The organism is Granulicella aggregans (genome assembly GCF_014203275.1).
Classification (GTDB): Bacteria; Acidobacteriota; Terriglobia; order Terriglobales; family Acidobacteriaceae; genus Edaphobacter.
This window is the reverse complement of record NZ_JACHIP010000003.1, coordinates 360,208-375,144: the sequence shown is the minus strand read 5'-3', so window position 1 is coordinate 375,144 and position 14,937 is coordinate 360,208. Positions and strand designations below refer to the sequence as shown.

The window sequence follows — 14,937 nt, the reverse complement described above, 5'->3', positions numbered from 1 at the left end:
TTACACTCCTTCAAGCGCCTCGCAACACACCACCAGCATCTCCACGAGCCGCGCACACCCGGTTCACTGTATCGCCCGTCCACCAAACTTCCAAGTCACATTCACGCTCGCATAATAAGGAATCCGTACCCCCACAACTTCCGCAAAATCGCTCCCCCCAAACGACTCCAGTGTCTGACCGGTATGCCCTCCAGCGACCAGAAAGTTCACGCCCAGATTCAACCGCTCCCCCAGAAACGGCCTCGCCACCGCACCGCGAAACTCCTTCACCGCCGTCCCCAGGCACTGCGCGTTCACGTCCGGCAGACACCCCGTCCCCAGCGTCTTTCTCCCCACAAACTCAAACTCGCCTCGAGCCTGCAGCCCAAACGGCAGCCGCTGTAGACTCGCCAGCACATCGAAGATCGTCCTTGGAGCCTCAGGAACCGGCTCACCCAACTGCACATCCCGCGCGTCCGCCTTCGAGAACGTCACCAGCACCGACCCGCCGGTAAAGCTCTGCCGCACCGCCGCCGTTAGAAACTCCAGCCGCCCCGGCCCCTGGTCCTCCTGCAGTCCCGTGTCCGGATCGATCTTCGCCAGCTCGGAACTCGTCGTCACATGCCCCAGCGTCAGCTTGAAGTCCGTCGCCGCCGCCGTCTTGCTCACCACCAGCTGATAGTTATGCGACCGCGCCACAGAGCTCCCCGCGCCGCTCCCCAGTGCGATCCTCGGGTCGTCCGTGAAGAACGCCTCCCCAAAGCTGGCCGACACCAGCGGCAGCAACCGCAAATCCCCGGGCACAAACGACGCCGTAGCCTTCGGAGAGTTCACTCCCACCCACTTCTGATACGAATCCCCCGCGTTGATCCGGTCCACGTTCGTAATGTCGATCTGGTCCCGCCGCCACCCGCCGTAGTACCGGAAGTGCGACCCCAGCCCCCCAGCGACCGCCCCATAAGGCGTCACCGAAGTGATGGTCACATCGCTCGAATCCACCTTGGTAAACGGACCATAGACAAACTGACCCGTGTAGTCGTCGTAGTGGTCAAGATTGTCTCGGCGCGGCGCTTCCCGCTCCCAATCCAGCCCCGCCAGCACCGAGAGCGCATCGCTGAACTTATTTGCATAACTCGTACTCTGCCCGGCCACCGTCCGAAACTCGCTCTGCCGAATCAACCCGTCCCCAAAGTTCGAATAGAGCGTCAAGTTATAAGTCCGAAAAAAACCTGAGACCTGCAGCTCCTGTGTAGCGCTCAGCCTCCATACATCGTTCGCACTGACCAGCGCCGTATGCGTCTGGTCCCGCTGTCGAGGGTCGATCGTGTCCCCATAGTTCAACAGCCCCACATCGCGCGTATCATCCGCAAACACCGGTGTCAGCCCCGGAATATACGACTTCCCCCAATAGGCAATCCCCAACACGGTAATCTCATGCCTTCCAGGATCGAACGTCCTCTGCGCATTCAGCTTGTACTGCTGCCGATGCTCCAACCGCCGCAGAAATCCGTTCCCAAACGAGAGCTCCACCACCACAGACGACTTCGCTGCCGGACTCATCCCCGCCACTAAATCAATGTCCCGATAGTCCCCCGTAAGCGACGCAAAAGGGTCAACCCGCGACCGCAGACCATACGTCGCTGCCACATTCACCGCATGGTTCCCTTCGCGCACATTGAACGCTCCGCCATCGACCTGCACGCTCTCGATCATCGAAGGAATCAGCAGATTTGGATCGGCATACCCGTTGCCATGCGCGTTCGCCGAAAGGTTGTTCGGCAGCAGATAGCTCCCCACCGCGATGAACTGCGCTATCGGCTCGCCGTGGTCGCCCGCCACCCCCGGCGCAAAGTATTGCGGAGCCTTGATCCCGCTCGAAGCCGTCTCGATCGGATACCCCGGCACCGACACCGGAGCCCCCGGCCGCCCCGGATTCGCATCAATCAGGTCCTGCTTCACAAAGACTTTCTCGGCCGGATCAGGCGACAGCAGATCAAGCGCATTCACGTCCGCCGTTACTACTACCGACTCTTTGCGGCTCAGCGCCGGCACCATCTCTATCTCGAACGTGCTCCCTGCGTCCGTAACCTTCACTGTCTTTGAAAGGGCCTGAAAGCTGGGCGCGCTTACTGCCAGAACGTAACTCCCGGGCAACATCCGGCTGAATTCGAATCTCCCCGTCGAGTCGGTCACCGCCAGCCGTCTGTGTCCATGCTCGGGCGAAAGCTCCACCATCGCGCGTGGAACCACATTGCCCTTTGCGTCGACGACCTTGCCTTCAACATGAGAGCCCGTCTGCCCGGGCGCCATCATTGAAAACGCCAGCAAGACGGTCAGAAAGAAGCGCGAAATTGAAGAGAAGATGTGTCTGCCTTTCAACGATAGGACCCTGGATCTTGTGGCGGGATCAGCCACTCACTGACCATCTCATTGTCCACCACCTGGCTACGTTCCTTCGCTCATATTGGATTGAGTCCGCCCGTGCTACAGTCTTCCGCATGAGTTCGCGCCCAACATCGACAAAGTCTCTCGCGGCGCGAATCATCGCGACAGTAGCTTTCCTTCTTCTCTGTCTTACTTCGAAGCCACTTCTCGCCGACACCGCGAAGGCCCACTTCACCGGCTCCGAGGCCTGCAAATCCTGCCACCTGAAAGCCTACGAAGGCTGGAAGAAGACGCGCATGGCCAACGTCATCCGCGACCCCAAAGTGCACTCCGAAGCTGTCCTCGGCGACTTCACGCACGCCGACCCCATTCGCACCTTCCCCCTCGATGAGGTCGCGTTCGTCTACGGCAGCCGATTCAAGCAGCGTTACTTCACCAAACGCGGCAACGATTACTTCCCCGAGCCCGCCCAGTGGGACGTCAAGGGCCAACGCTGGCTTCCTTATCACGCCGAAGCAGGCACCGACTGGTGGCTCCCTTTCTACGGCCCCTCCAACTTCGATCGCCCCACCGGCCCGACCTGCGACGGCTGCCACTCCGTCAACTACGACCTCCAGACCCATCAGGTCACCGAGTGGAACGTTGGCTGCGAAAAATGCCACGGCCCCGGCAGCCTCCACGTCGCCCGCCCCACCAAAGCCAACATCGTCAACCCCGAGACGCTCGACTACGTTCGCGGCAACGACACCTGCATCCAGTGCCACAGCCAGGGCCGTCCACTCACCGAGCCCACAAAAGACAACGCCTACGACTGGCCAGTAGGCTATCTCCCCGGCGACCGCCTCGCCGACTTCTGGAAACTCGAAGAGCTCAAGCCCGGCACCACAAATTTCTTCCAGTTCGCCGACCTCACCGGCCACAAGAACCGCATGCAGGGCAACGACTTCGTCCAGAGCAACATGTACCACCGCCAGCTCCGCTGCTTCGACTGCCACCAGGTCCACTCCGACACCGTCTCGAACCTCCCTGTCTCCGGCAACGCTCTCTGCCTCGGCTGCCACAACAAGGAGAACCCCGCCGGACTCAAGGGCACCGTCGAAGAGCACACCCACCACGCCGCCAACTCACCCGGAAGCCAGTGCACCGCCTGCCACATGCCCCGCATCGAGCAGACCATCAAGGGCAACGCCGTCGCCGCCCACACCTTCCGCTTCATCACTCCGACTGCCATGGAACAGTCCGGCATCCCCAGCGCCTGCACCTCCTGCCACACCGGCAAATCAAACGCCTGGGCAACCAAGGCACTCGTCAGTTGGTCGACCGCCTCACCATGGCGAGTTGCACAGTAGCGCCGTCCGTCGCCTCTTAAGAACGCTGCTACATTGGATCGTGTCTTTATCAGGCACCCAAATCCACTTCCTGAAGCAGGACTAAAGACCGTGATCTCCCGCCGCTCCTTCTCGAAGCTTCTCTGCGCCTCCACCGGCGCGCTCCTGACTTCAACACTAGCCAGCGGCTCTTCCGCTGAGCGAGAGACCTGGTGGAAGACCGCAGTCCTCTACCAGATCTATCCACGCTCCTTCCAGGACTCCAACGGCGACGGCATCGGCGACTTCCCCGGCATGACCTCCCGCCTCCAGTACCTACACGATTTCGGCGCCGACGCCGTCTGGATCACCGCCTGCTTCGACTCACCCAACGCCGACAACGGCTACGATGTCCGCGACTACCGCCGCATCCAGCCCGAGTTCGGCACCATGGAAGACTTCGACCGCTTCATGGCCGAAGCAAAAAAGCAAAACATCCGCGTCATCCTCGACATGGTCTTCAACCACTCCAGCGACGAGCACGTCTGGTTCAAGCAAAGCCGCTCCTCGCGCGACAACCCCTACCGCGACTTCTACTTCTGGCGCGACCCCGTCAACGGAGGCCCACCCAACAACTGGCCATCCTTCTTCGGCGGCTCCGGCTGGGAGTTCGACAAGCTCACCGGCCAATATTACCTCCACCACTACGCCACCAAGCAGCCCGACCTCAACTGGGAGAACCCCAAGGTCCGCAAAGAGCTCTTCGCCGTCCTCAACTTCTGGGCCGACAAAGGCGTCAGCGGCTTCCGCTTCGACTGCGTCGGCGAGATCTCCAAGCCTCTTCCCTTCCGCGACATGACGCCCGCCGAACTCGAGGAAGACGGCAACACCCTCCGCACCTCCGGCCCCCGCCTCGACGAATACCTCAAGGAGATGCGCGCCGCCACCCGCGCCCACCCCGATCTCTACTTCGTCGGCGAAGGCTGGGGCATGACCCGCGAGCGCATCGTCCGCGCCACCGACGACCGCAACCGCGAACTAAGCTCCGCCTTCCGCTTCGACTTCCAACTCCTAGACGTCACCGAGGGCTGGCGCAAGGTCCCATGGAGTCTCCCAAAACTCAAAGCCTTCAACCGGGAGAACTCCTTCCCCGACAACCCCCACGTCTGGCCCGTTGCCTTCATCGGCGACCACGACTTCGCCCGCGCCGTCTCCCGCTTCGGCTCCTCCCGCCCGGAGTTCCGCGACCGCTCCGCGAAGCTCCTCGCCACCATGGCCCTGTCGCTGCGCGGCACGCCGCTCGTCTACCAGGGGGACGAGATCGGCATGACCAACTTCCCCTTCACCGACGTCTCGCAATACGACGACATCGGCGTCCACAATCTCTGGAAGGACCTCGTCCTCACCAACAAAGTGACCGCCGCCGACTACCTCTCCAACAACGCCCTCACCAGCCGCGACAACAGCCGCACCCCCATGCAATGGGACACCTCTCCCAACGCCGGCTTCACCAAATCAGCCAAACCCTGGCTAGCCGTGAACCCCAACTACACCACCCTCAACGTGAAGTCGGAGAGCTCCGAACCAGACTCCGTCCTCGCCTACTATCGCGAGATGATCCGTCTCCGCCGATCGAAGGAGGTCCTCGTCTTCGGCGGGTACCAAGACATCTCCGGTGACCACCCAAAGATCTACGCCTACCACCGCGCCGCTCCTTCAGGTCAAGCCGTCGTCGTCCTCAACTTCTCCGACGAGCCTGTCGACTTCCAACTCCCGTCGGACGTCGCCTTGAAACAGAAACTTCTCTCGAATGTGTCTGAGGGCAAGACTCCGTTGTCGGGGACTCTACATCTGCTGCCATGGCAATCCATTCTTTTCGAATAGAAATACATCTCTGGGAACTACCGTGGTGTTCGCAAATGGTGCTCTGAGCCGATGGCAATCAAGCAATCAATTATCCTTGACGTCTTCAACTCCAGCCGTAGCAGTAAATCAAAATGTGGTCTACGAAGGGACTCGTCTTACTGGCCAACGACGCAGCTCCGGCGCGTCACTCAATAGCTTCTCTTCTCTTCGGATGAAACGAAGTGCTGTATCCACGCACTCTTGGATGTCTGATTTAGCATTCCGCCCATCGATTCGGCGCCTTCAGATATCGAGCTTTTCTACCGGCCCATACGTGAATCGAAAAGAGGACCCACATCATGCCCAGCATCTGCAGTAACACGCCCCCCGCAGCCTGCGCGCCCCCGATCCCCGCTGGCCGCATCCTCGACAACTTCTCCCGCCGCTTCAATACTGCGACCGCACAAGCCATTCAACCCGTCCCACCCCAACCGACCAACGGCGACGAGGCCCTTCCCGACAAATGCGGAACCTATACGAAGTGCATTAAGCAGGCTAGCTTCGGTAAGGTAGACCTCCCTGCTTACACGCAGTTCCGGGCAGCCATCAACTCCGGCAACTTCGCTGACTTCCAGGCACTCACCTTCGGCGGTAGTCGAACGTTGAACAATCCGATGGGCTCCTACGCCTATAGCTTCGTCGGTGCCGACGCCAGCCAGTTCGGCGCACCCGAAGTGCCCGCACCACCCGCCGTTGCCAGCGAAGAGTACGCCACTGAGCTTATCGACCTCTACTGGTGCTCTCTGCTGCGCGATGTCGCTTTCAGCGACTACCACAACAACCCGGTCGCCCACGACGCCGCCAAGGAGCTCACCAACTCCGCCGAATACAAGGGCCCCAAACACAATGGTAAGGTCACCCCCGAACTGCTCTTCCGCGGCAACTATCCCGGCGAAGCCATCGGCCCTTACATCTCGCAGTTCTTCGCGACTCCAACGAACCTCGGGGCTTTGCCGTTCAGCCAGCAATACATCACCTACAAGGCCAACGTCGACTATATGACCGACCTTGGCTCATGGTGGGCGGTCCAGAACGGCGTAGGCACCGGCTTCACCAATCAGAAGCTTCCTGCCCCGGTGTATCTCCACGACGGCCGGGGTCTCGCCGCTTACACCCACGTCGACGAACTCTATCAGGCCTACTTCACCGCCTATCTCGTGCTCGGCTCCACCGGCGTACCCGTCAACCCGGGCAGCCCCTACGTGGTCGGCGGACTGCCCTCCAAGAAACAGAACGGCTTTGGCACCTTTGGGGGGCCAGACTTTGCCGCCGTCCTTGCGCAGGTTGCAAAGCTCGCTCTGAATACCGTGTGGTATCAGAAGTTCGTCGTCCATCTGCGTCATCGTCCGGAGTCCGGCGCAGGTCTCATCCACCTCATCAACCGTGGCACGACCTTCGACGCCCAACCGCTGCCGCGCGTCTTCAACTCCCATGCCGTGCAGCAAAGCGTTTCGAAGTATGGCTCCGATCTCCTTTCGCAGCCATTCCCTGAAGGCTCACCCGCTCACCCGGCATACCCCACCGGTCACGGTGCTGTCGGCGGAGCCTGCATCACCATCCTGAAGTTCTTCTTCGATGGCGACTACGTCCTCTACGCTCCGCAGGAGTCCAGCGCCGATGGCACGACCCTCACCCCATGGGACCCCATGCAGCATCCGGACTATCTCCGGGGCAATCTCACCGTCAACGGCGAACTCAACAAGCTTGCTCACAACGTCACCTTCGGCCACGGGCTCCACGGCGGCATTCATTGGCGCAGCGACAGCGACTGGTCGATGACCCTGGGCGAGGCCGTCGCCATCCGCTTCCTACAGGACCTCGCCTGCACTTACAAGGAGCCGTTCAGCATCACCTTCACCAAGCTCGACGGCGCCCCGCAGACCATCACCAATATGTAAGAGGTCTCCTCGCCGCGATGCCAGTCCGACAACTGGTATCGCAGCGAGGAACACCCATCCGAACCTCAACAACTCAACGTTCGTCTCTTTGAAGCGAATCCGAAACACGCAATGTACACGTAGCAAAGCGATGGCAGGAGAAACGCAAGGTGCAACCCGACTGCATCGGCGAGCCGTCCCGTCGCAAGCGGAATGATCGCTCCACCAACGATCGCCGCAATCATCAGGCTGGAACCCTTACTCGTGAACGGACCCAAGCCTTGTATCCCGAGGCTGAAGATCGACGGAAACATAATCGAATTACAGAATCCCACCGCTAGCGCCCCATACATTGCGAGATGACCGTGTGTCATGACCGACAGCACGACGAGCCCGAACGAACTGAGTGCTGCAAACTCCAACACAGGTCCGGTCGGCAGGCGCTGCAGAACCGCCGACCCTATAAACCTGCCGACCATCGCGCCACCCCAATAAACCATCAGATACTTGGCTGCAGCGGCTTCAGGAAGTCCCGCAACGTTTGGCAGTCCCATGAAGTTCACCAGCAGGCTTCCAATTGAGACCTCCGCCCCTACATACGTGAAGATCCCTATGGCGCCAGCCAGCAGCCACGGATGTCTCCATAGGCTGTCGGAATGGCTCGTCGCCTCCGCATAAGCCCCAGGACGGAAATCCCGAGTCACATTTGTCTCTACACCCTGCGGCTTCAGCCTTATCGCTGCCAACCCCACCGCGAGCAGGCAAAGCACTAGCGCCATCCCGATGTAGGGCAGTCGTACCGACGACGCCTCCGTAGCGCGATAAAGCTGTCGAGCCGCCTCCGACATATTGCGCAGCCGCTCTGGCGTAAGCGGCTTCGCGCCCTTCAAGATAAACATCGCCCCGAGAAACGGAGCGATGAACGTCCCCACCGAGTTGAATGCCTGCGCCAGATTCAACCGGCTCGATGCAGTCGCTGCTGGACCAACGATCGTTACATAAGGATTCGCCGCAACCTGCACCGTCGTCATCCCAGCGGCAAGCACCACCAGTGCAGCCAGAAATAGTCCAAAGCTGGCATAGCTTGCCGCTGGCAGAAACCCCAACGCGCCCGCGGCCATAATCAGCAATCCACTTACCATCGCCCGTTTATACCCGAACAAGTCGACCAGCTTGCCCCCGGGATAACTGAAGACGAAGTAAGAAGAGAAGAACGCGACCTGCACCAGCATCGCTTCCGCATAGGAGAGTTCAAAGATGCTCTTCAGATGAGGGATGATCACGTCGTTCAAACAGGTGAGAAATCCCACCATGAAGAACAACGCGATCGCCACAGCCATCGCTCGCGTGTCTGTCCTGCCCGAAGAAGCTTCACTTTCGGAGTCAACGGAAAAGATCACTTCAAGCTACTCCCACGAATCGACACCAAGTAATTTACGCCCAAGCGGAGTGAGCATCGCGGTCTCATACTTGCTCCGTTCCCATTCCCGCGGATCGCCTGGAAACGCAAATCCTTCCGGCGCACGCCGTTCCTGCCACGACTGGATGCGCCGCCCGCGCAGCTCCGCATTCTCTTCCGCAGCCGGGGTCATCGCGATGTACTGCGCCATCCGCACCTTGTCTTCCGATGTATTCGGACGAATCCCATGTGCCAGCATGCTGTTGAAGATCAGAAGGTCTCCAGCGTTCATTGGTACCGGATACACGTCATAACCTTCGATGTCCGGACTGAATCCGTTGCGTCCCTCCGGCTGCCGCTTCTTCCAATCTTCGAAGGTCCGAAATAGCTCGGGAACGCACTGAAAGCCACCCGTGCTGCCGTCAACGTCGACTAGCGAAAGCACTCCCTGCACGTTCACCGGCAGCGGTTCGAGCGTTGTATCGACATCCGTATGGATGAAGCCACCAAAGGCTCGACCACTCTTGTTCGGCGTATTCAGGTTCGCTCGATCGATCGTTACCCAAAGCCTCTCGTCGTCCCAGATATCGACAAACGCATCGTAGACCCGCTGCTCCTGCCGGTTGTCCCACAGCGCCTGATGGTTGTAGATCTCCACCATTCCACTGTTGTTCAACTCCTTCATCGCATGGTTCCGCAACTGAGCCGCATTCCAAGTCGAGATGTCATTGGGGTCCATCTCCTGGAACTCCCAAAGCAGCTTCTTCAGTGCTTCGACCTTCTCTACGGGAACCGCCTGCTTGACGACGACGAAGCCGTATGTCTGCCAGTGCTCAAAGTCAGCTGGCGAGAGTACCCGCAGCGGCAGCTTCTTCTTCAGGCTCCGCAGGGGTTCCCGCAAAATCGCCGGAGTCAGCTTGTTATCTCCGGGCCTGCCTACTACCTTCTCGTCCAACACCGCAGTCTCGTTCATCGTCGTCTCCTGTGCGCGTTTGCGTACAGGAGAACGATAGAGATTCGCAGCTCCTCGATGTTTGCGCCGTATGCCAAAAACTAATACTGGAGTCGCAAGCGACGTCCCCGAGAAGGTACAATTCGACCACTTCGACTCGAAGCCATGAAGCCCTATCTCGAACATATCGCCGCCTCGAAAGAGGGATCTTGGACTCTGTTCGACAGGCGACTCCCTGCAATTCCTTTCGAATGGCACTACAACACCGAGTACGAACTCACCCTCACCCTGAACAGCCGCGGTCAGCGCTTCATCGGCGACAGCATGGCACGCTACGACGATGGCGACCTCGTTCTGATCGGGCCACGAATTCCCCACACATGGTGCTCAAGCAGCGATGCCGGCAGGGGTTCCGTCCATCAGGCTCTGGTTCTCTGGTTCAGTGAAGACTTCGTACAGAGCCTGATCCTCTCTCATGTCGAGCTGAGGCCGGTTCAACGCCTGCTCGAAAGCTCATTCCGAGCCATCGAGTTCTCCCCCACCGTCCGCGCAAAAGCCCGATCCATCATCTGCGCGATGCTTGAACAGTCTGCCGAAGACCGCCTGCCCGCACTCCTTCAGCTCCTACTCCTCTTGTCTCGCGACGCGGGGTCGCAACCGCTTACCTCTTCGGCAGTAAAGATCCCTTCAGACATAGCCGAAGAGCGCATCGGCCGTGTCCTCTCTTATCTTCACCTGCACTATCAGGATCAAAATGCGGTGCAGGAGTTGAGCCGCATCGCCGCCCTCAGCCGCAGCTCCCTGCACCGCCTCTTCAAGCTTCATACCGGCACAACGATCACCGATTACATATCGAGGCTGCGCATCGGCAACGCATGCGCCCTGCTCATCAACACTCAGCGATCCATCTCGTTCATCGCAGACGACGTGGGCTATCGCAGCCTCGCGAACTTCAATCGCCAATTCAAAGCTTTCAAATCAACGACTCCCCGCCAGTTTCGCTCCGCGTTCAACGCAATGCACGCGTGAGAAAGGTGCCACTTAGAAACCCGTGTAATCGCCGATTTAGTCCGTTTGTTCTCGACTTGTGACCAGTGGTCCCACCAATCGGCTACAGTGTATGTAATCGTTTTCAGGCCACTCTGAAACAGGAGCTTACCCCTTGAAGCCTTCGCACATCCTCGCCCGCGCCTGCATGCCTCTTCTCGCCGCTCTCGTCACTGTCTCCTCGCTCCACGCACAAGCCGTACCAACGACTCCGCCCCTCGTCCTCGGCACCGCGTGGTATCCCGAGCAGTGGCCCGAGTCCCGCTGGGACGCCGACCTCGACCTGATGCAGAAGGCGGGCATCCACATGGTCCGCGTGGGCGAGTTCGCATGGAGCCAGATGGAACCATCCGAAGGCAAGTATGAGCTCGACTGGCTCGACCACGCCGTCGCCGCTGCTGCCAGGCACAACATCGTCACCGTTATCGGAACCCCTAGCGCCGCTCCGCCTGCATGGCTCACCCAGAAGTATCCCGAGACCCTCCGCACCAAGGAAGACGGCCGCAAGGACGAGCACGGCAACCGCACCCAGTTCAACTGGGCCGACCCCAAGTACCGCGTCCTCGCCCGCGCTATGGCGGAACAGTTGGCCAAGCGCTTCGGCCACAACCCCAACGTCGTCGGCTGGCAGATCGACAACGAGTACGGCGACAACTCCTACGACGCCGACACCAAAACCCAGTTCCAGGCCTGGCTCAAGGCGCGCTACGGCACGCTCGACAACCTGAACACCCGCTGGACCACGTCTTACTGGAGCGAAACCTACTCCAACTGGAACCAGGTGCCCATCCAGATCGGCTACGGCAACCCAGGCCTCCTCTTGAGTTGGAAGCGCTTCGTCTCCGACACCTGGCGCAGCTACCAGAAGAACCAGACCGAAGTCATCCGCGCCAACTCCGCAAATCAGTTCATCACGACGAACATGATGGGTCTCTTCGACGGCTACGACCACTACACCGTCGGCCAGGATCTCGACATCATCTCGTGGGACGACTACGTAGGCACCGGCCAGCTCGACCCCTACAAGAACGGCATCGCCCACGACCTTATGCGTGGCATCCTTCGCAAGAACTTCTGGGTCATGGAGACGCAGCCCGGCTCGGTCAACTGGTCGCCCAACAACAACGTCCTCGACAAGGGCGAAGTCCGCGCCATGGCCTGGCACGACATTGGCCACGGTGCCGACGCGGTCAGCTACTGGCAGTGGCGCTCCGCCCTAAACGGCCAGGAGGAGTACCACGGAACGCTAGTGGGAGCCGATGGAACACCAGTGCCTTTGTATAGCGAGGTGGAACAGTTAGGCCAGGAGTTCGCCAAAGCCGGCCCGGTTCTCGCGGGAACTTCCGTTCACTCCGACGTCGCCATCCTCCACTCCTACGACAGCCGCTGGGCCATCAATTGGCAGCGCCACAACAAGGCCTACGATCCCGTCGCCGAGCTCTACAGCTACTACAAGCCGCTGCGCGATCTCTCGCAGTCGATCGACATCGTCAACCCGTCAGTCTCGCTCTCGCAGTACAAGCTCGTCGTCGCTCCCGGCCTCAACGTTCTCTCAGAAGAAGAGGGCAAGAACCTCATCGCCTACGTCGAGCAAGGTGGCAACCTCGTCCTCGGCCAACGTTCTGGGATGAAAGATGTGGACAACGGTCTTCAGACAAATCGCCAACCCGGCCCGCTCGTTCCTCTTCTCGGTGGCCGCGTGGAGCAGTACTACTCCCTCACCGAGACGGTTCCTGTCTCCGGAGCCTGGGGCAGCAGCTCCAGCAAGGAGTGGGCGGAACAACTCAGCGCGTCTTCGCCCGACACCAAGGTCCTGATGACCTACGGAAAGTCGAATGGTTGGCTCGACGGCCAGCCAGCGGCGATTACCCGCAAGGTAGGCAAGGGCAGCATCACCTACATCGGCGCATGGCTCGACGAACCCGCCATGAAGAACGCGGCCAAGTGGATGACCGATATGAGCGGAGTTGCTGCGAAGTTTGGGCCCGTCCCCTCAGGCGTCGATGTCTACCCCCGTGAGGGCGACCACGGGAAGGTCTTCATTCTGGTCAACTTCGCCAAGACGACGCAAAAGATCGCTCTGCCAGCCGCGATGACGGACATCCTCAAAGGCGGTACCGTGCACACCGTTGACCTTCCCGTCTACGGCGTAGCCGTACTTTCAGAGAGCAAGTAGAGTCCTATCGGACGGGCCCGCTAGGCGCGGGGCGGGCGCTCACGCGCCTTCTTAACGCTCCGCATTGACCTCCCGTTAGTCGGAATTGTGACCAACGGGAGTACCACGCGAAGCGTTATTCATGTCACGAAGTGACTGCCGCCCGCGCAGGGCGCCTTTTCATATCTACTGCACCCCCTCGGCTCCCTCGGCGATTCCGTACTCCTTCAGCTTCCGGTAAAGCGTCGTCTTGCCAATCTGCAGCAGCTTCGCAGCCATTAGCTTGTCGCCATGCAGTTGTCTAATCGTGTTCAGAATCGCCTGTTTCTCGAGCTCCGCGATGGAGATAATCCGCTCCCCATTCTCCATCAGCGTCAGAGACGTATCGTTAGCCGCCGGTCCCTGATACGCGCCCTGCGACTGATCCGGGAGTGACGCCACGGCGGTCTGCGCCTGAATCTGCCGCTCCCGCTGATCGATTAGACTCTGCCGCGCGTTCATCTGGAAGTCCTGCAACTGGGTCGGAAGGTCGCCCATATGCAGTACCGGCCCGGAAGAAAGAGCGCAGGCGCGCTCGATCGCGTGTTCCAGTTCGCGTACATTTCCGGGCCAGGGAAACTCGATCATCCAGCGAAGAGCTTCGTCCGACAAGATCAAAGAGCGCCCTGTCTCCTTGCGCTTTCGCTCGAGGAAGTGCTCGGCCAGCACGGGAATGTCTTCCTTGCGCTGGCGCAGCGGAGGAATCTTCAGGTTCACTACGTTCAACCGAAAGTACAGGTCCTTACGGAACTGCCCTTGCTCAACCATCGCCAGAAGGTCGCGATTGGTCGCGGCCAGCACCCGCGCCGAGATCGGTACCGCCTGAGTCGATCCCACCGGTCGCACCTCTTTCTCCTGCAGAGCCCGCAGCAGCTTTGCCTGCAGATCGAGGGGGAGCTCGCCGATCTCGTCGAGGAAGACCGTGCCGCCCTCGGCCGAGGCCAGCAAACCCTCCTTCGAACGGTTCGCTCCAGTGAACGCGCCCTTCACATGACCGAAGAGTTCGCTCTCAATCAGGGTCGGAACCAAGGATCCGCAATCTACCGGGACGAAGGGCTTGCGCGCGTTATGCCCGTTGAAGTGAATCGTCCGTGCCACCATCTCCTTGCCGGTTCCGCTCTCTCCCAGAATGAGGACAGGGTGGGTAGAGAACGCGACCTTGGCAAGGATTCGATACAGCTTCTCCATCTCCGGACTGTTTCCGATGATATGTCCATCGCCCTTTTGCGAGCGAAGCTTCTCTCGCAGATGCCTGCTCGCGACGTCGTATTGCCGCCGCTTCGCCGCTCGCAACAGCGTATTGCGCAGCTCGGTCAGCGCGAATGGCTTGGTAAGGTAGTCGGCCGCTCCGATCCGCATCGCCTCGACCGCCGACGATACCGTCGCGAAGGCGGTCATCACCATTACGACCGTCTCCGGGTGGATCGCTCGGATCTCTTCCAATAGCAGAAGTCCTCCACCGCCAGGCAGCTTTAGGTCGAGAAGCAGCAGGTCCGCCGGCTGGAACTTGAGCACCTCCCGGGCCGCAGGAACGCTCTCTGCGCTATGCACCGCGAACCCCATCTGGCGCGCAATCTCGCAACACGCATTCCGTACCGGTTCGTCGTCATCGACGACAAGCAGATGGTGGATCCCCATCTCCGGAGCCGGGGCGTTCTCACTTTCCGCAATGGCATCCGCGGACCGCTCCACGGGCTGCCCACTGTGCAGAGCCTGACCACCCTCGCGAATGGCATCTCCGCTTCGCAGATTCCCGACGGGAAGGACCCAATCCGAAGCTGCCGCACCCTCGAAGCTGCGATCTGAAGTCCATCCGGATCCGTCGCCGTACCCCGGGCGCAACCGGGGTAGCGGATCGCCGGCTTGTGAGCTGTCGCCCTCGAATGATGCCG

At 60.2% G+C, this 14,937-nt stretch carries 9 protein-coding genes; 5 read left to right on the top strand and 4 right to left on the bottom strand.

The annotated features are described in order from the left end of the window. Positions 1 to 63: 63 nt before the first annotated feature. Positions 64 to 2,292, bottom strand: a complete 2,229-nt coding sequence (locus HDF16_RS11865) for a carboxypeptidase-like regulatory domain-containing protein (protein WP_221312694.1) — start codon at positions 2,290 to 2,292, stop codon at positions 64 to 66. Positions 2,293 to 2,477: 185 nt separating this feature from the next. Here HDF16_RS11865 and HDF16_RS31250 point away from each other — a divergent pair, with 185 nt between their 5' ends. The 3 genes from HDF16_RS31250 to HDF16_RS11850 all read left to right on the top strand — a co-directional run bounded on the left by HDF16_RS31250 (position 2,478) and on the right by HDF16_RS11850 (position 7,474). Continuing rightward, positions 2,478 to 3,713 (top strand): multiheme c-type cytochrome, encoded by a 1,236-nt coding sequence (locus HDF16_RS31250; protein WP_184216827.1) that lies wholly within the window; start codon positions 2,478 to 2,480, stop codon positions 3,711 to 3,713. Positions 3,714 to 3,803: 90 nt separating this feature from the next. Continuing rightward, positions 3,804 to 5,555, top strand: a complete 1,752-nt coding sequence (locus HDF16_RS11855) for an alpha-amylase family glycosyl hydrolase (protein ID WP_184216826.1) — start codon at positions 3,804 to 3,806, stop codon at positions 5,553 to 5,555. A gap of 320 nt (positions 5,556 to 5,875) precedes the next feature. Further along, entirely contained in the window at positions 5,876 to 7,474 is a 1,599-nt protein-coding gene (locus HDF16_RS11850; RefSeq protein WP_184216824.1) for a phosphoesterase, read from the top strand. A 65-nt stretch (positions 7,475 to 7,539) separates the two neighbouring features. Here HDF16_RS11850 and HDF16_RS11845 read toward each other — a convergent pair whose 3' ends face one another. Together HDF16_RS11845 and HDF16_RS11840 are read right to left on the bottom strand one after the other, a co-directional pair. Continuing rightward, entirely contained in the window at positions 7,540 to 8,853 is a 1,314-nt protein-coding gene (locus HDF16_RS11845; protein ID WP_348641307.1) for a sugar MFS transporter, read from the bottom strand. A 6-nt stretch (positions 8,854 to 8,859) separates the two neighbouring features. Next, the gene (locus tag HDF16_RS11840) at positions 8,860 to 9,825 is read right to left on the bottom strand and encodes a phytanoyl-CoA dioxygenase family protein (RefSeq protein ID WP_184216820.1); all 966 of its coding nucleotides are present in this window, start codon (positions 9,823 to 9,825) and stop codon (positions 8,860 to 8,862) included. A 144-nt stretch (positions 9,826 to 9,969) separates the two neighbouring features. On the opposite strand from HDF16_RS11840, the gene HDF16_RS11835 reads away from it, so the two are divergent. Continuing rightward, positions 9,970 to 10,833 carry a helix-turn-helix domain-containing protein gene (locus tag HDF16_RS11835; protein WP_184216818.1) on the top strand — a complete coding sequence of 288 codons (864 nt, stop codon included), beginning with the start codon at positions 9,970 to 9,972 and terminating at the stop codon, positions 10,831 to 10,833. A 133-nt stretch (positions 10,834 to 10,966) separates the two neighbouring features. Then, positions 10,967 to 13,027: a beta-galactosidase gene (locus tag HDF16_RS11830; RefSeq protein ID WP_246409030.1), complete on the top strand. Its 2,061-nt coding sequence runs from the start codon at positions 10,967 to 10,969 to the stop codon at positions 13,025 to 13,027. Between the two features lie 165 nt (positions 13,028 to 13,192). On the opposite strand, the gene HDF16_RS11825 is transcribed toward HDF16_RS11830, so the two are convergent. After that, the gene (locus HDF16_RS11825; RefSeq protein ID WP_184217490.1) at positions 13,193 to 14,683 is read right to left on the bottom strand and encodes a sigma-54-dependent transcriptional regulator; all 1,491 of its coding nucleotides are present in this window, start codon (positions 14,681 to 14,683) and stop codon (positions 13,193 to 13,195) included. Positions 14,684 to 14,937 lie beyond the last annotated feature (254 nt).

Bases quoted from the DNA above. Each gene is read 5' to 3' on its own strand.
- HDF16_RS11865 (WP_221312694.1), bottom strand. From the start codon at position 2,292: ATGATGGCGCCCGGGCAGACGGGCTCTCATGTTGAAGGCAAGGTCGTC.
- HDF16_RS31250 (WP_184216827.1), top strand. From the start codon at position 2,478: ATGAGTTCGCGCCCAACATCGACAAAGTCTCTCGCGGCGCGAATCATC.
- HDF16_RS11850 (WP_184216824.1), top strand. From the start codon at position 5,876: ATGCCCAGCATCTGCAGTAACACGCCCCCCGCAGCCTGCGCGCCCCCG.
- HDF16_RS11840 (WP_184216820.1), bottom strand. From the start codon at position 9,825: ATGAACGAGACTGCGGTGTTGGACGAGAAGGTAGTAGGCAGGCCCGGA.
- HDF16_RS11835 (WP_184216818.1), top strand. From the start codon at position 9,970: ATGAAGCCCTATCTCGAACATATCGCCGCCTCGAAAGAGGGATCTTGG.
- HDF16_RS11825 (WP_184217490.1), bottom strand. From the start codon at position 14,683: ATGGGGATCCACCATCTGCTTGTCGTCGATGACGACGAACCGGTACGG.